Raw genomic sequence first — 15,619 nt, forward strand, 5'->3', positions numbered from 1 at the left:
CTCTTGGCCTGCGGACGGGCACCGCCCGCACCGTGGATTTACGAATTGATGTTTCCATCATATCGTCCGGGTGCAAGCGCCGCGGGGCCGTGTAACGGGGAAAGCCATCCGAAGGCAGGGCGCTAGGCTGGAACCATGACTATCAATCCGGATCTGCAGGGCCGCAGTTACCCTGCCGCAGAGGTGTACGACGTCGGCCGCGAGAAGATCCGCGAGTTCGCGCGCGCGGTCAAAGCCACCCACCCCGCCCACTTCGACGTGGACGCCGCCAGGGCCCTGGGCCACGGCGACCTCGTGGCCCCGCCCACCTTCGCGATCATCGTCGCGCAGCGCGCCGACGCGCAGCTGATCGAGGACCCGGATTCCGGCATCGACTTCTCCCGCGTGGTCCACGCCGACCAGCGCTTCGTCCACCACCGCCCGATCGTCGCCGGGGACCGGCTCGTGGCCGAACTGCACGTCGACGGCGTCCGCGCCATGGGGGGAGGCGCCATGATCACCACCCGCTCCGAGATCTTCGCCCTCGCCGGCAGCGATGCGGCCGCCCCGCGTGAAGCCGTCGCCACCACCACCTCGTCCATCCTGGTCCGCGGAGAGGGACAGTAAGCCATGGCCCCCACATTTTCAGAACTCACGGTCGGCCAGGACCTCGGCAGCCGAAGCATCGAGGTCACACGCACAGACCTCGTCAAGTACGCCGGCGCCTCCGGTGACTTCAACCCGATCCACTGGAACGAGGCCTTCGCCACCGGCGTCGGCCTCCCCGGCGTGATCGCCCACGGCATGTTCACGATGGGCGCCGCCGTCCAGCTCGTGACCGACTGGGCCGGTGACCCGGCCGCCGTCGTCGACTTCCAGACCCGCTTCAGCAAGCCGGTCCCGGTGGCCGACACCACCGGTACCCCGGACGCAGGCGCGGTGATCGAAGTCAGCGGCGCCATTGGGGCGCTCGACGCCGACGCGGGCACCGCCCGCGTGGACCTCACCGTCGTCTCAGGCGGGCAGAAGGTCCTCATGAAGGCCCAGGCCGTCGTCAGGCTGGCCTGACCGAATGATCCAGCCGTGAGGGTCCGTGTGGCCCAGTCCGCCGAGGTGACCCGGTGGCGCAACGCCGTCGTGGCGGCCTATGCCTTCAGCGGGATAGCCTTCGCCAGCTGGGTGTCCCGGCTTCCGGCCATCCGTGACGGACTCGACCTCACGCCCGGGAACGTCGGCCTGCTGCTGCTCTGCATGACGCTGGGCTCCTTCGTCTCGGTCTCCGCGTCCGGGCTGATCGTGCTGCGTTTCGGCTCCAAGCAGACCATCCGGATCGGCAGCATCATGGTGGGCGCCGGGCTGGTCCTTGCCGGGTTCGGAACCTCGGTTCTGGTCAACCCGCTGGCGGTGGCGGCTGGGCTCGTGGTGGTTGGCCTCGGCACGGCCAGCTGGAACACGGCGTCCAACGTGGAAGGCGCCGCCGTCGAGCGCGCGGTGCGCCGGCACATCATGCCGCGGCTGCATGGCGCGTTCAGCCTGGGCACCGTCGCGGGCGCGGGCGCGGGGGCCTGGGCTGCCGGCGCCGGCGTGCCGGTCTTCTGGCACCTGGCCGCCGTGGGACTGCTCGTCGCCGGTTCCGTGGCCACGGCCGCCAGCTGGTTCCGCGCCGACATCACCCCGGTCGAGGCCGAGAAGGATTTCACCCCGTCCGGGCCGGACACCTTTGAGGATCCCTCCACCGGTCCGCTGCCCATCATCAGCCAGGCCACACAGGGCCCGGAAGAACCGCTGGATAACAAACGGCAGATCGCGCAGGCCTGGCGGGACCGCCGGACCCTGCTGCTCGGCGTCCTGGTGCTCGGCCTCGCCCTGGCCGAGGGCGCGGCGGGGGACTGGGTGGCGCTGGCGCTCGCCGACGGGCACGGCCAGTCCGACGCCGCCGGAGCCGCCGGCTACGGCCTCTTCGTCACTTTCATGACCGTGGGCCGTTTCGCCGGCACCCTGGTGCTGGACCGTTACGGCCGGGTCCCGGTGATGCGCTGGTGTGCGGCGCTGGCCGTGGCGGGACTGGGCCTGTTCGTCTTCGCGCCGGTTCCCTGGCTGGCCTACGTCGCCCTGGCCGTCTGGGGGCTGGGCGCCTCGCTGGGCTTCCCGGTCGGCATGTCCGCCGCCGCGGACGACCCCGTCAAGGCCGCCGCACGCGTTTCGGTGGTCTCCACCATCGGCTACGGGGCGTTCCTCTGCGGACCGCCCCTGCTCGGCCTGCTGGCCGAGCACGTCGGCATCCTGCACTCGCTGCTGGCCGTCATGGTGATGCTCGTCGTCAGCTTCCTGCTCTCCCCGGTGGCGCGCAAGGCTGCCTAGGCCCGGCCCTGCCGCCTTTCCGGGCATACGCCGAACCCGGCTAGGCTGGTGGGGTGACCCAGACACTGCTTTCCGCCCTGACCACGGCCGGCGTCGGCGGCCCCGCCGCCAACTACGTCGAAGCCCGCACCGAAGCGGAGATCATCGACGCTGTCCGCACGGCCGACGCCGCCGGCGAGCCGCTGCTGATCATCGGCGGGGGCTCCAACCTGCTGGTCGGCGACCAAGGCTTCCCTGGAACCGTCGTGAAAATCGCGTCGGAAGGATTCACCGTCAATGCTGAGGATTCCTGCGGCGGAGTCGCCGTCGTGGTCCAGGCCGGGCACAACTGGGACGCCCTCGTGGAGCATGCCGTCAAGCATGCCTGGTCGGGCGTAGAGGCCCTGTCCGGGATCCCCGGCGCCACCGGCGCGACGCCGGTGCAGAACGTCGGAGCCTACGGCTCCGACGTCTCGCAAACCATCGCCGCGGTGCGCACCTGGGACCGGGAACGCAATGCCGTCCAGACGTTCACCAATTCGGAGCTCAAGTTCGGCTACCGGGACTCCGTGCTGAAACAGACCACCACCAACGGCTCTCCGCGGTACGTGGTGCTCACGGTCGAATTCCAGCTGCCGCTGGGCCGGATGAGCGCTCCGATCCGCTACGCCGAACTGGCCCGGGCTCTCGGCGTCGAGACCGGCCAGCGGGCCTACTCCAACGACGTCCGGCGCGAGGTGCTCCGGCTCCGGGCCTCCAAGGGCATGGTGCTGGATGCGGCGGACCGGGATACGTACTCCACCGGATCCTTCTTCACGAACCCGATCGTGCCCGTCGAGGTTGCCGCGGGGCTGCCCGAGGATGCCCCCCGCTACCCGGGCGGCGCCGAGGGCCTGACCAAGCTCTCCGCGGCCTGGCTGATCGACCATGCCGGCTACGGAAAGGGCTTCGGGCTTGAGCCGGGCAGCGTCTCCGGCGGCCGGGCCTCGCTGTCGACCAAGCACACCCTGGCCATCACCAACCGGGGCGGCGCCAGCGCGGCAGATCTCCTGGCGGTTGCCCGCGAGGTGCGCCGCGGCGTCGTCGAACGCTTCGGTATTGAGCTGCACCCCGAGCCGCTGCTGATCGGCGTCGAGCTCTAAGTCAGGGGCCGACGGAGGCCTTGACGGCGGAGGCCGATTGGCGCAGTGCCGCTGCGGCCAGCGCCTGGGCCCAACCCAGAGTGGCCATGGTCGGATAGAAAAAGGCCGATGCCAGGCTCGTGGGCCGCAGTGGGCCGAGCACGCCGGTCGCCGACATGAGCATGGATGCCGCAGACGCCAGGGCCCCCACGGCCGTCAGCACCACCGCGAGCCGGACGACAGCCGGGTACCGGCCCCAGTCGCGCAGCAGCCGTACCCTGACTCCCAGGCTGCTTGCCGCGAGGGCTCCCAAGGTTGACACTGCGTAGCCGGCCGCTAGTCCCAGGACTCCACCCGTCAGGTAAGGCTCGGCGTCCTTGCCCGTCGCCTGGCTGAGGAGGGCCCCCGCCATCGATGCAGTTCCGGCCAGCACAGCCAAGCTTGCCAGCAGCATCCAGCGGAGCCGGCCCCGGTCCAGCACTTTCAGTAAACTCCCCAAAGTCATCCGGCCAGCCTAGCGGAGGCTGTCCGGTGCTTGTGGACTAGCTCCTCCCGCGGCGGGGGACCACCTTGCTGAAGAGCATGAAGGTGAAGCCGGACGCCGCGGCGCCCAGCAGGAAGACCTGGCAGAACGCCACGGACTGGGCGCTGGGCCCGCTCCGCAGCAGGAGCCCGGCGCAGGCGAAAGCCACCGCCCCGGCCAGCAGTGCCAGCGAACCGAGGAGGAAACTGTGCACCGTGGCGGGAAACTCCGCGCCGGGATCCGGGTCGGCTTCCCCGCGGTCGGCGTTCTGCAACGCCGGAGACCGCGGCTGGATCATCGCAGCCGTGACAAAGCTGACCACGGCTACCGCCATGGACGCGGCGGACACCGTCTGGAACGTTGTCATCATGGGGGAGAGACGGGTGCCGCTGGCGATGGCGACGGCCAGGCCTGCCGCCATGCCGGCCGCGCTGGAGGCCCAGCCCAGCAGGGCCAGCCTCCTGCACAGGGGCCGCAGGAGAGGCCACACATCACCCAAAGTCATGCATCCACGGTAATGAAGCCGGCTGGACGCAGGCTGGGAGAGGACCGGGCGGTGGCCGCGCACCGGCCGGATTCCACCGGGGCGGCTGAGCCCGGCCTAGGATGTTGTCATGGCAGCAGTGGTGCGCACGCGTCTGAGCCGGAGCGTCATGGGCCGGCTCCGCTTGGTCTCCCAAGGGCTTGCCGGCCCGGCTTTCGAGTCTGTTCCCGGCGCCGTCCGGGGCATGACCGCCATGCAGGCGCAGGACCTCCAGGCTGCGCTGTGGGCGGTGGGACAGCGCGTGCCGGGCTCCCGCGCGGCCGATGTCCGCGCTTCGCTGGACCGCGGCGAAATCGTCCGGTCCTGGCCGATGCGCGGCACGCTGCACCTGTTGGCGCCCGAGGACTTGAAATGGGTCCTGGACATCACCTCCGCCCGCCTCATCAAAGGCCTGGCGGGGCGGCACCGGGAACTGGGCATCTCTGCCGCGGACGTCGACGCCGCCGCGGATGCCGCCCTGCAGCGGGTCGCCGGCGGGGCAGCAGCCAGCCGGGCGGAGCTGTTCCAGGCCTTCGAACAAGCCGGCCAGTCCACGGCAGGCCAGCGCGGCATCCATCTCCTGGGGACCCTGTGCCAGCGCGGCCTGCTGGTGCTGGGCCCGCTCGCCGGCAACCAGCAGCTGGTGGTGGCGTTTGACGACTGGATCAAGGACTCGCGGCGGCTGGGCCGCGAGGAAGGGATCGCCGAGTGGCTGCTGCGCTACCTCTACAGCCACGGCCCTGCCACCGAACGTGACTTCGCCTGGTGGTCCGGCGTCCCGCTGACCGAGGTCCGGGCTGCGCTGGCGGACGTGCGCGACCGGCTGGCGGAGCTGGAATTTGACGGAAAAACCTACTGGCTCTCCCCGCAGACGGCGGCCCTGCTCGACTGCGCCGTCCCCGGCCAGCGCACCGTGCTGGCGCTGCCGGGATTCGACGAGTTCCTCCTGGGCTACACCGACCGGTCCATCGCGCTGCACGCGCAGCACGCGGACAAGATCGTCCCCGGCGGCAACGGCGTGTTCAAGAAGACGATCGTGGCCGGGGGCGCCGTGGTCGGGACCTGGGCGGCGCCCGGCAACGGCCGGTCCGGCGCCGTCGTGCCCGAACCGTTCGACGGCGTTAACGGGCTGCGGCCTGCGGCTCGGAAATCCTTTGAGCTGCAGGCCGCGAAGTACCGCCGGTTCCTCGGCCTCGACCGAACCTGACCGGACCCGCAGTTCCTAGAGCGTGCCGGTGGCGATCTTGAGCATGCGCCGCAGCGGCTCCGCGGCGCCCCAGAGGAGCTGGTCGCCGACGGTGAACGCGCTGATGTACTCCGGGCCCATTTCGAGCTTGCGGATGCGGCCCACCGGGATATCCAGGGTGCCGGACGCCGCCACCGGGGTCAGGTCCGCCATCGAGGCTTCCTTGGTGTTGGGCACCACGGTGGCCCATTCGTTGTCCGCGTCCAGGAGCTTCTCAATCTCGGGGACGGAGAGGTCTTCGCGGAGCTTGAGCGTGAGCGCCTGGGAGTGGGAGCGCATGGCGCCGATCCGGACGCACAGGCCGTCCATGATGACGCGGTCCGCGCCGGTGGTGCCCAGGATCTTGTTGGTTTCCACCCCGGCCTTCCACTCTTCCTTCGACTGGCCGTTGCCGAGGTCCGCGTCGATCCAGGGGATCAGGGAGCCCGCCAGCGGCACACCGAACTGGGTGGCGTCGATGTCGGTGCGCTGGTGGGCCAGGACCTTGCGGTCGATCTCCAGGATCGCCGACGCCGGGTCGTCCAGTTCGCTGCTGACCTCGGCGTTCAGCGTGCCGAACTGGCTCAGCAGTTCACGCATGTGCCGGGCACCACCTCCGGACGCGGCCTGGTAGGTCATCGAGGTGCCCCATTCGACGAGGCCGTTCTTGAACAGGCCGCCGAGGCCCATCAGCATGCAGGAGACCGTGCAGTTGCCGCCGATGTAGTCCTTCACGCCGCCGGAGAGGCCGGCGTCGATGACGTCGCGGTTGATCGGGTCCAGCACGATGATCGAGTCGTCGTTCATGCGGAGGGTGGAAGCGGCGTCGATCCACAGGCCGTCCCAGCCGCGGCTGCGCAGCTCGCCGTGCACCCGCTTGGTGTAGTCGCCGCCCTGGGCGGTCACAATGATCGGCAGCTTCGCCAGCGTCTCGACGTCGAACGCGTCCTCGAGCTTGCCGGCAGCGCCTGCCGCCGCACCGGCGATGGCCGGGGCGGCACCTCCGGCGTTCGAGGTGGAGAAGAAGACCGGGTTGATGTTGGCGAAGTCGCCCTCGTCCTGCATACGCTGCATCAGGACGGAGCCGACCATGCCACGCCAACCGACCAGTCCGACGGACGGGGTAGCTGCTGTAGTCATTGGGCCAGTTTAGACTTTGCGGTGCCTGGCCCGCAGCCGGTTACGTCACGTGGGTACGTCGGCCCTCCCGCAGGGCTCGGCAACGTCCCGTATCAGTTCAGCTGGCGCGGGCTGGGCTCCGGAAGGCCGCGCTCGCGGCGGATGCGCCTGGCCTTGAATTCGGAGACGGCGAGCCGAACAGCGTAGAGCACACCCGAGGCGCCGATCACGGTCAGCACGAGAGCGCCCCACAGCGGGCTTTCGCCCCGCGAGGTAGGGGCGGCGACGAGGAAAATCGAGAACACGGTCACCGCGGCGAACACGGCCGCCAGAAGGACCATCCCGGACGCCGTGGCGACGATCGGGCCGGACCCGGCGCGGGCAAAGCCGATCTCGTCCGCGGCGTAGGAGTGCAGTCGCCCGTGGTCCATGGTCCTGGTCAGGAACCGTTTCTCCCCGGCAGCCACTGCCCGTTCATGGCGGGCCCGGATCTCTTCGTCGTGCTGGTGGTTGTCAGTGTCTGTAGGCACGTGGTTCTACCTTCTGGATGGTGTGGATGACGCATTCGCAGTCGGGTACGTTATGCGAGCGAGCGATGCCCGGCCCTGCGAACTACTGCGAGATGTGCCCGGCTCCAGGCTCGGGCGCCTGCCGCTCCGTCCGTAGCTTTTTGGCCCGGTACTCGTCACTTGCCATGCCGAAGGTATACCAGGCTCCGAAACCGCCGAATGCCGTCAGGAACAGTGCTCCCCAGAAAGGCTGCTCACCGCGGCCCACGGGGGCCAGCAGGATCACCCCGGAAAGAATGACTAAGAGCCCCATGACGGCGGTAAGGATTCCCATGCCCCACCAGGACCGGACCTGCACCTGGCCGCGGCCGGGGGAAAACCCGATTTCGTCCGCGGGGTAACTGTGCAGTTCGCCTGTGTCGGTCTTTCGCAGCACGCGCTTCTCGCCCCGCGCGAGCGCCTCCTTGTGCTCGGCATTGACGTCGTCGTTGCGGCGTTCACGCTCGCGATCGAAGCTCACAGTTCGTCCTGACTAACGGTGCGGATCTGCTCGGGAAGACGGTTGCCAGCGGCCCTTCAGATGACGCCGTCGCGCCCACCGGGCCACGGAACTTTTTACCTGCGGAGAAGCTACTTGACCGGCCTCGGCAGGTTGCGGGCCTTACGCAGCTTCTCGGCTTTGCGTTCCTTGAAGTAGCCGGCCCAGCCGGCGAACAGTGGATAGAGTACCAGCACGTACATCCACCAGATCTCGCCCATGATGTGCCACTGGTCGGTGACGGCCATCTGGACCACGCCGTAGAGCATCAGTCCGAAGAAGGCGGTTATCAACAGGGCCAGGAACAGCAGGCCGCCGGAGGCGTTCAACGGCTTGATGATGCCCAGCCCGTCGTCTTTGCGTACGCCGTATTCCTCGTCGGTATAGCTGACAATTTCGCCATTTTCGGCCATCCGGTGCTTCACGGGCGCCTCCGGGGCCGGCGGCGGTGTGTAACCGCGTTCCTGGGGCACGTCCCGGCTACGCCTCGCCACGGGACCCTCGCGGCTTCAGGAGATTACCTCCGGTGCCGTAGGCCTGCGCAGCATTCGACGAGATCGTCGGACCCTCGGCGACGTCGGGAAAATTCAGCATGCTCCGCGACTGAAAGGGGAGCGGCGGTGCCTCCGTCACGCTACTCGACCGGCCGCGGCAGGTTGCCGGCCTTGCGGAGCTTTTCGGCCTTGCGTTCCTTGAAGTAGTTGAACCAGGCAGCGGCGAAGGGGAAGATGCAGGCGGGAAAGACCCACCAGACCTCGCCGGCGATGTGCCAGGCGTCCTGCCTGATGATCTGGACGACGAAGTAGACCAGCCCTCCCATTCCGATCGTCAGCAGGATAGCCAGGAAGAGAATGCCGTTGGCGCTATTGACGGGTTTGATCACGCCGAGGCCTTCATCCTTGCGGACCCCGTACTCTTCGGCGCTGTAAGCGACAAGATCCCCGTTGTCCGCCCTGCGGCGGATCGGGCGCTCTGGCCCGGCTCCCCGCTCAGGCTCTCCTTGCGCGCCGTCGCGGGCGGGATCCTGGGGGGTGTTCTGATTATGCCTGTCCACGGGACTCCTCAATCGCCCGCAGCAGCGCGGCGTCGTCCAGGCCTGCGGTTTCCACGACCTCATCCGTCTCGAAGTCGGGCACGCCGGTCGTCCACGTTTCGCCTTCCCGGCGCACCAGCAGACGGGTCTCGGCAGTGAGGGTTTTGAACACGAAATAGGCAGAGCCGCCGGGGGTTTCTGCGGCGTGCTGCTTGACCAGCCGCAGCGTAGCCTCGGCCGAGCTGATGGCGGGGTCCTGCGCGAACACGAACCAGGTGCCCAGCAGCCGGGGCTGCAGCATCAGCGCGACGTCGGGGGCTTCGATGAGCAACACGTTGTCCATCGACTCGGGTGCCAGGAGGGACACCTCCGTCCAGTGGGTTGCGTGGCCGAAAGCGGACGCGACGGCGGCGGCGACACCGGTCACGCCGAGCTCTCCCTCCTCGTTGACCGTGGCCAGGTCCCGTGCAAGGAGCGAGGAGGCGCCGGCGGTCGCCAGAGTGACGTCGTCCACCATCTCTTCAGCCCGGAAGACGCTGACGGAACGGTCACGGGCCGGTCCCTCGAAAACATCAAGCAGGTACGCGATTTCCCCGATGCCGAAGCCGATGACATCGACGCCGAGCCGGGGCTCGTAGGCAGTTTCATCCTGAACTGTCATGTGATTCTCCTAATCTAGAAGCCGAAGAAGTGTGCCACGGATTCGCCGGCATCCTTGACGCTGTCAGCGGCATCGCTGACGAACTTGCCCGGATCCTTGACGGCGTCGACGATGCCTTCGCCGACGTTCTTGCCGACGCTGCTGATGGTGTCCCAGTTCTCGTAAACGGCTACGCCCACGCTCGCCACCTGGCAGATGGTCCCGGCAGGCGGCGGCATGAAGCATCCGACGCCGAGCATCGTTTTGCCAAGGCTGGCGGCACCACCCTTGAGGTCGCCGTCCGCGAAGCTCTTTACTGTGTCCACGGCGTTGAATCCGACTCCGGCCCAGCCGAGAGTGCGGGACAGTCCGGACTTCCCGAGCCAGTCCCAGCTCTTGTTGGCCCCGAAGAGCTGCCGCTCTTCGAGCAGCGGCGCCAGACGTGACAGCCCGGGTATGTGCTTGTTGAGGTCCTTGAGCGACGCGATGTCCGAGGCCTTGTCGATCAGGCCGAGGGCCCTGCTGGACTTCGTCGATGCCGTGAGCAGCTCCTTGAGCGGGTCGCTGCGCAAGAGGTTGCTTGCGGTGAATCCGGGTCCCCCCAACCGGTGGCGGCCGGTGGTGAAGAACGCCTTGGACAGTGCATCCCGCTCGTTCTTCAAGACCCAGCCGTACTGTCCGAGGTGCTTGGCCAGGGTGAGCGGGGTCTTGAAGTTCTTCTGGATCCCCATGAACATTTTGAGGCGGGCGGCTCCGCCGGCGAGGATGCCGCCGGCCACGGCCCACGCCCCGGGGCCGGCGCCGTGGCCGAGGGGGCCCAGCGGGCCGCCGCCGGAGCCCGGGGCGGCGTTGCTGGCCTTCTCCTGCTCGTCGGCCTGGGTCAGGAGTGCCTTGGACTGCTGCTTCAGCGCCCGGGCGGTCTGCTGGATCAAGGCACGGTGGGTGTCGTTCCAGTCGGACTTGAAGCGCGCGCCGTCGGCGCCCTTCCACGAGGTGTTGTTGTTGATCGTGGACGTGAGGACCGAGGACTGCTGCAGTAGCGTTTCCGACGTCTTGCCGAAGTGCTGCGCGAGCGACCGAAGCTGGGCGACGTCGGCGCCCCACACGTTACCTGCCATGATGGCATCCCCCCTTACGGGCAACAGCCTAACGGGCCACTGCCAAGACCAAGTGCATTCCAGCTCATTACAGCCAGACCAAAGAATCTGACCGGCCCCAATCTAGCCGTGCCGCCGGGATCGCGCGATGGGGTGGTCTCCCCATCCGCCGGCACCGGCGGGAGCCGCGGCCGGTGCCGCTACTCGCCGTCGGGCTCCGCCAGCAGTGCGCTCTTGCGCCGGCGCAGGGCGAACATGGCGCCGAAAGCGAACAGCTGCGTGACGACGACGAGCACGATCGCGCCCGCGATCTTGTTGCCGCCGAGGATCATGGTCAGTCCCACGATCGCGGACAGCAGCGCCAGCAGGGGCAGCAGCATGTAGCCGAGGACAAAGAGGATTTCCGGTTTACGCAGCACTATTTGGCCTCCGTCCGCCGCCACAGGGTGATGCGGTACCGCGTGCCGTTCGCCGCAGTCAGCCAGCCGTCGGGCGGGAGGCTGGCCTCCGCGGTCCAGTCGTAGCCGAGTTCCGGGGCGAAGGTGTCGCCCTCCGTCGCGGTGTCGATGGTCGTCACGACGGCGACGTCGGCGAGGTCGAGGGACTGCGTGAAGATCTCGCCGCCGCCGATGATCCAGACCATCTCGGGACCGGACGCGAACTGCGACTCCAGCAAGGCGTCGTCGAGGGATTTGACCGCCAAGGCGCCGTCGGCCTCCGGGGTCCCGCCCCAGCCTTCCTGCCGGGTGATGACAATGTTCGTCCGGCCGGGCAGCGGCCGGTACTTGTCCGGGAAGGAATCCCAGGTCTTGCGCCCCATGATGACGGGGTGCCCGGCCGTGAGCCGGCTGAAGTGCTTCATATCCTCTGGAAGGTGCCACGGCATGGTCCCGGCCTGGCCGATCACTCCCGTGCTGGTCTGCGCCCACACCAGGCCGAGGCCGGTGACGGTGCCGCGGAGCTGCTCGGTGAAATCGACGGGATCCGTGGGGTTGCTGGTCTCGTTGCTCATACGGCTATCGGGGCCTTAATCGTTGGATGGTGCTGGTAGCCGACGACCTCGAAGTCCTCGAGGGTGTAGTCGAAGATGGACTCCGGCTGGCGGGTGATCCTCAGCTGCGGATATTCGTAAGGCTCCCGGCCCAGCTGCGTGAGGACCTGGTCCAGGTGGTTCTCGTAGATGTGGACATCGCCGCCGGTCCAGACGAACTCACCCGGTTCCAGCCCGGTCTGCTGGGCCAGCATGCAGGTCAGCAGGGCGTAGGAGGCGATGTTGAAGGGCACACCCAGGAAGGTGTCCGCGGAGCGCTGGTACAGCTGGCAGGAGAGTTTGCCGTCGGCGACGTAGAACTGGAAGAAGGCGTGGCAGGGGGGCAGGGCCATGTTCTTGAGCTCTGCCACGTTCCAGGCCGAGACGATGTGGCGGCGTGAATCGGGGTTGCTTTTGAGGTTCTCCACCAGTTCCGCGATCTGGTCGATGTGCCCGCCGTCGGGCGTGGGCCAGGAGCGCCACTGGACGCCGTAGACCGGGCCGAGTTCGCCGTCGGCGTCGGCCCATTCGTTCCAGATGGTGACGCCCTGGTCCTGCATCCACTTCACGTTGCTGTCCCCGCGCAGGAACCACAAGAGTTCCACGGCGACGGACTTGAAGTGCACGCGCTTGGTGGTGATGAGCGGGAAGCTCTTGCCCAGGTCGAAGCGGAGTTGCCGGCCGAACACGCTGCGGGTGCCCGTCCCGGTGCGGTCCGATTTGTGGGTGCCGTGCTCGAAGACATCGCGCAGCAGGTCTTCGTAGGGCGTTGGGATGCTCACGCTCCCAGTCTACTGAGAAGAGTCTTGCTCGCCGTATTCATGGCTTTGGCCGAGCCGGGCGCGCATCACGGCGAGCAACGCGCCGTCGTMGAGGCCGGCCGCGCGGCCTGCGGCAATGCAGCGGTCGACGGCGGCGATCACCGCGGCGTTCGGTCCGGCCGCCGGCCGCGCCGGGACAGCATCACCGAGGGCGCCACCCGGGCCGTCCCCGCCGACCGGGCCGGCGACGACGGTTCCGTTGCGGCGCCCGGTCTGGATCAGCCCGGCTTGTTCGAGCTCCTTGTAGGCACGTGCGACGGTTCCGGCCGCAATGCCGAGGTCTGCGGCGAGGCGCCGGACGGTCGGCAACCGGGTTCCCGGCGGCAGCGCCCCGATGACGATCAGCGAGGCGATCTGCGCCCGAATCTGCTCGTACGGCGGTGTGGCCGAGCGGAGGTCGATGGAGATTCCCGCGGTCACGCGGCGGGCTCCTTGTCCCGCCGCGGCACGGGTCCGGCCGGGCTGCGCGCGGGGCCGGCGACGGGGATAACGGCGATGATGGTGGCAAGGGTGCCGAGGACCGCTCCGGCCAGGGTCGCCGGCCACCACGTGTTGGCGTCGGGATTGAATGGTCCCCCGAAGGATTCGGCGGCAAACAAGGCAGCCCACGCGGGCCCCTGGGTCAGCAGCAACACGGCGGCCTGGGCGGTGAACAGGGCCGCGAGGGTCCGCACGGTCCGGTGGATCGCGACGGCGCGCAGCGCGGCGTCCATGCCGGCGGCAAGACCGGGGACCCCCTGCCGGTGCCTGGCGGCGAGGAAAGCCGGCACCGAGGCAAGCGCGCCGCCGGCCGCGAGGAGGGCCGGCGGAACCCAGTCCGGCTCGCCATAGAGCCGTTCCTGACCGACCGCCGTGACTGCCGGGGCCAGCAGGAACGACAGCAGGGCCAGGACGGCGGTGGTCAGCATTGCCGGGCTAACCGGCTGCCGCGGCCAGTTGCGCGGCGCTCCCGGGTCGCCGTAGTTGCGCTGCAGGAGCAGCTCGCCGGCCGCAATGACCGCCAGCACCGCGGCCGCCATCAGGGTAGCGAAGCCCGCCATTCCGAAGCCCGCCGCGGCGGCGGTCAATCCGGGGACGATGAAGACCCCCGCCAGCAGGGGCACCGCCGCCGCGAGTCCCAGCAGCGGACCCAGCGACGAGACCAGCCGGGCCGCGGGGTGCTGGCCGCCGGCCTGCAGTCCTGCAGGCGGCCGGTTGCGCGCGCCCAGCCCGGCGGCCGCGAGCCGCGGCGGCCCCCAAAACCACATCATCAAGAGGACACCCATGCCCGCCAGGCCGGCCGCATTCGTCCAGGACGAGACGCCGGTTGACGGGTCCGGCCGCGCTGCGAAGTTGCCTGCGATCACGCCCAGCCCCGCAGCCACTATGGAAGCGGTCCGCAGCAGGCGGTTCATGGCGATGGTGCGCAGCACCGCATTGTCGCCGGCGTCGAGGGCCTCCAGCTGGCGGCGGCTGGCAATCAGCCACAGCACCAGCATCGTCCCGGCGGCCAGGACGGCCAGGGCTCCGCCCAGCCAGGCGGCTAGCTCAACCCCGGGAATACGGCCGTCAACGCCCAGCGTCTGCCGGGTGTACGGGCCGTCCGCCCCGGTTGTGGGCGGCACGGGTGCGAACCCCGGGAGCGTGGCGGTCCACGCGATGAGCGCGCCGGCGGCGGCAAAGACGGCCGCCGTGACCGCGGCCAGCCGGTGCGGCAGGAAGTCGCGGATCCGCCGGACCGACAGGACGGTCTGCCGCCGCATTCGCCGCGGCCCCGGATAGCTGACCTGGCCGAGCGCGTGTACGCCCAGGCAACCCAGGATCGGCCAGGTAAGGGCCGGCAGGATCGTCGCGGGGGTCGTCATGGCGCCGCCGGCGGAAGGGTCGGCCGGAATGATGCCCAGATTCATGGCGCCCTGCAGCGAGCTCGCCAGCCAGCCGATGACCCCCACCCACAATGCGTGTTCCGACACCGATGCCGGGGAGGTGCCTGTATCCGGCGCCCAGATTACCCAGCGCAGCACGGCGTAGACCAGCACGGCGGCGATGATCGGGCCGAACAGCAGCATCGATGGAAAGTAGAACTCGCCCGGCATGAAATCCCCCAAAGATCCCGCAGTTATGTACCAAGTACTTGATACAAACTAGGGCCGGGGGGCGCCGGGGTCAAGGACCCTAGTCGTCGAAGGGCCGGAACTGCTCCACGGCCACGACCTTGCCCTTGCTGTGCGAGACATGGCAGACGATGATTTCCCCGGGCGAGAGGAATGGATCGTTTGAGGGCAGCAGGGCCCGCAGCCGGGAGTTCATGTGCTTGCCCAGTTGCGCAAAGACCGTGGGCAGTGCGGGGCGGTGCGTGCACAGTGCCACCGGGCGCCCCTTGTCGAACAGGGATTCGACGACGTTGGCGGTCTTGTGCGGGCTCCGGCCGTGCAGGTGCTCGGTCAGTGATTCATGCAGCTTCACCTTGGCGTCGACGGCCTTGGCATAGGGCGCGACCGTGGCTACGCAGCGTAGCCAGGGACTCGTCACCACCCGCGACGGGCTCCAGGCCTGGAGAAGCCGGCCCACGGCCTGGGCCTGGCGTGTCCCGGTGGCAGCCAGCGGACGGTCGCCCTCGGCCTTTGACCAGGACGAGCGCGGCTTGGCTTTGGCATGACGCAACACCAGCAGCGGCCAGGTGTCCAGTTCGCCGCGGGAGTGTGCTGCCGCGAGGTGCTCCAGCGGGGCCCGGTCGCTGGGGTTGCTGAGCAGGCCGGCGGCCTTCTCCGGCGAACACCACATGACGCTGTCCACCTCTTTGCCATCCGGGCGGAGCGGGGCGCCGTCGACGTCGACCGCCCAGTAGTGCACCACCTTCAGGCCTGCTGCCACGTGGTAATGGATGGGCGGGAGCGGGATGCCCAGGGGAGCCTTGAGGCCGATTTCCTCTTCCACCTCGCGGGCGGCGCACTCGGGAACGGTCTCGCCCGGATCAAGCTTGCCCTTGGGCCAGGACCAGTCGTCGTAGCGCGGGCGGTGGATCAGCAGGACCTCAAGCTTGTCTTTGTTGACGCGCCACGGCAGGGCGCCGGCCGCGACGACGGCTATGGCCTCGCCGGGATGGTCGGTCTGGTCCGCGACCAGTGAATCGCTGCTCACA

At 68.9% G+C, this 15,619-nt stretch carries 20 protein-coding genes; 5 read left to right on the forward strand and 15 right to left on the reverse strand.

The window, feature by feature from the left end; all coding sequences use genetic code 11:
• Positions 1-135: 135 nt before the first annotated feature.
• From AC1DGE_RS10935 to AC1DGE_RS10950, 4 genes are read left to right on the forward strand one after another with little or no spacing between them, the layout of a single operon-like run.
• Complete coding sequence (locus tag AC1DGE_RS10935) at positions 136-606, forward strand: FAS1-like dehydratase domain-containing protein (RefSeq protein WP_441416989.1); 471 nt, start codon at positions 136-138, stop codon at positions 604-606.
• A gap of 3 nt (positions 607-609) precedes the next feature.
• Positions 610-1,047 carry a MaoC family dehydratase gene (locus tag AC1DGE_RS10940; RefSeq protein WP_476917459.1) on the forward strand — a complete coding sequence of 146 codons (438 nt, stop codon included), beginning with the start codon at positions 610-612 and terminating at the stop codon, positions 1,045-1,047.
• Between the two features lie 15 nt (positions 1,048-1,062).
• Positions 1,063-2,340: an MFS transporter gene (locus AC1DGE_RS10945; RefSeq protein ID WP_476917460.1), complete on the forward strand. Its 1,278-nt coding sequence runs from the start codon at positions 1,063-1,065 to the stop codon at positions 2,338-2,340.
• A 53-nt stretch (positions 2,341-2,393) separates the two neighbouring features.
• Positions 2,394-3,461: a UDP-N-acetylmuramate dehydrogenase gene (locus tag AC1DGE_RS10950; RefSeq protein WP_476892095.1), complete on the forward strand. Its 1,068-nt coding sequence runs from the start codon at positions 2,394-2,396 to the stop codon at positions 3,459-3,461.
• 1 nt (position 3,462) lies between these two features.
• Here AC1DGE_RS10950 and AC1DGE_RS10955 read toward each other — a convergent pair whose 3' ends face one another.
• Both AC1DGE_RS10955 and AC1DGE_RS10960 read right to left on the reverse strand, forming a co-directional pair.
• Positions 3,463-3,945, reverse strand: coding sequence for a hypothetical protein (locus AC1DGE_RS10955; RefSeq protein ID WP_476892096.1), 483 nt, complete (start codon positions 3,943-3,945; stop codon positions 3,463-3,465).
• Between the two features lie 37 nt (positions 3,946-3,982).
• Positions 3,983-4,468 carry a hypothetical protein gene (locus tag AC1DGE_RS10960; protein ID WP_476892097.1) on the reverse strand — a complete coding sequence of 162 codons (486 nt, stop codon included), beginning with the start codon at positions 4,466-4,468 and terminating at the stop codon, positions 3,983-3,985.
• A gap of 109 nt (positions 4,469-4,577) precedes the next feature.
• Here AC1DGE_RS10960 and AC1DGE_RS10965 point away from each other — a divergent pair, with 109 nt between their 5' ends.
• Positions 4,578-5,693, forward strand: a complete 1,116-nt coding sequence (locus AC1DGE_RS10965) for a winged helix DNA-binding domain-containing protein (RefSeq protein ID WP_476892098.1) — start codon at positions 4,578-4,580, stop codon at positions 5,691-5,693.
• Positions 5,694-5,708: 15 nt separating this feature from the next.
• Here the strand turns inward: AC1DGE_RS10965 and asd are convergent, their stop codons facing one another.
• The 13 genes from asd to AC1DGE_RS11030 all read right to left on the reverse strand — a co-directional run bounded on the left by asd (position 5,709) and on the right by AC1DGE_RS11030 (position 15,618).
• Entirely contained in the window at positions 5,709-6,851 is a 1,143-nt protein-coding gene (gene asd, locus AC1DGE_RS10970; protein WP_441416995.1) for an aspartate-semialdehyde dehydrogenase, read from the reverse strand.
• A 92-nt stretch (positions 6,852-6,943) separates the two neighbouring features.
• Positions 6,944-7,360 (reverse strand): hypothetical protein, encoded by a 417-nt coding sequence (locus AC1DGE_RS10975; RefSeq protein ID WP_476908450.1) that lies wholly within the window; start codon positions 7,358-7,360, stop codon positions 6,944-6,946.
• A gap of 82 nt (positions 7,361-7,442) precedes the next feature.
• Positions 7,443-7,859 (reverse strand): hypothetical protein, encoded by a 417-nt coding sequence (locus tag AC1DGE_RS10980; RefSeq protein WP_476892100.1) that lies wholly within the window; start codon positions 7,857-7,859, stop codon positions 7,443-7,445.
• A 110-nt stretch (positions 7,860-7,969) separates the two neighbouring features.
• Positions 7,970-8,350 (reverse strand): hypothetical protein, encoded by a 381-nt coding sequence (locus AC1DGE_RS10985; RefSeq protein WP_476908451.1) that lies wholly within the window; start codon positions 8,348-8,350, stop codon positions 7,970-7,972.
• A 161-nt stretch (positions 8,351-8,511) separates the two neighbouring features.
• On the reverse strand, positions 8,512-8,931 hold the full coding sequence (locus AC1DGE_RS10990; protein WP_441416999.1) for a hypothetical protein: 420 nt from the start codon (positions 8,929-8,931) through the stop codon (positions 8,512-8,514).
• Positions 8,918-9,571 carry a hypothetical protein gene (locus tag AC1DGE_RS10995; RefSeq protein WP_476892102.1) on the reverse strand — a complete coding sequence of 218 codons (654 nt, stop codon included), beginning with the start codon at positions 9,569-9,571 and terminating at the stop codon, positions 8,918-8,920. The genes AC1DGE_RS10990 and AC1DGE_RS10995 overlap by 14 nt, the downstream gene beginning before the upstream one ends.
• Positions 9,572-9,585: 14 nt before the next feature.
• Complete coding sequence (locus AC1DGE_RS11000) at positions 9,586-10,668, reverse strand: WXG100 family type VII secretion target (RefSeq protein WP_476892103.1); 1,083 nt, start codon at positions 10,666-10,668, stop codon at positions 9,586-9,588.
• Positions 10,669-10,847: 179 nt separating this feature from the next.
• The gene (locus AC1DGE_RS11005; RefSeq protein ID WP_441417002.1) at positions 10,848-11,066 is read right to left on the reverse strand and encodes an NF038396 family protein; all 219 of its coding nucleotides are present in this window, start codon (positions 11,064-11,066) and stop codon (positions 10,848-10,850) included.
• Positions 11,066-11,659: a dihydrofolate reductase gene (locus AC1DGE_RS11010; protein ID WP_441417003.1), complete on the reverse strand. Its 594-nt coding sequence runs from the start codon at positions 11,657-11,659 to the stop codon at positions 11,066-11,068. The genes AC1DGE_RS11005 and AC1DGE_RS11010 overlap by 1 nt, the downstream gene beginning before the upstream one ends.
• The gene (locus tag AC1DGE_RS11015) at positions 11,656-12,459 is read right to left on the reverse strand and encodes a thymidylate synthase (RefSeq protein ID WP_476892104.1); all 804 of its coding nucleotides are present in this window, start codon (positions 12,457-12,459) and stop codon (positions 11,656-11,658) included. Before AC1DGE_RS11015 ends, AC1DGE_RS11010 begins: the two co-directional genes overlap by 4 nt.
• A gap of 9 nt (positions 12,460-12,468) precedes the next feature.
• A complete protein-coding gene (locus AC1DGE_RS11020; RefSeq protein WP_476917461.1) occupies positions 12,469-12,918 on the reverse strand; it encodes a GntR family transcriptional regulator in 450 nt (149 codons plus the stop codon).
• On the reverse strand, positions 12,915-14,573 hold the full coding sequence (locus tag AC1DGE_RS11025) for a hypothetical protein (RefSeq protein WP_476917462.1): 1,659 nt from the start codon (positions 14,571-14,573) through the stop codon (positions 12,915-12,917). Before AC1DGE_RS11025 ends, AC1DGE_RS11020 begins: the two co-directional genes overlap by 4 nt.
• Before the next feature lie 79 nt (positions 14,574-14,652).
• Complete coding sequence (locus AC1DGE_RS11030) at positions 14,653-15,618, reverse strand: NUDIX hydrolase (protein WP_441417007.1); 966 nt, start codon at positions 15,616-15,618, stop codon at positions 14,653-14,655.
• Position 15,619 lies beyond the last annotated feature (1 nt).

This window comes from Arthrobacter sp. 05N425, from assembly GCF_056397125.1.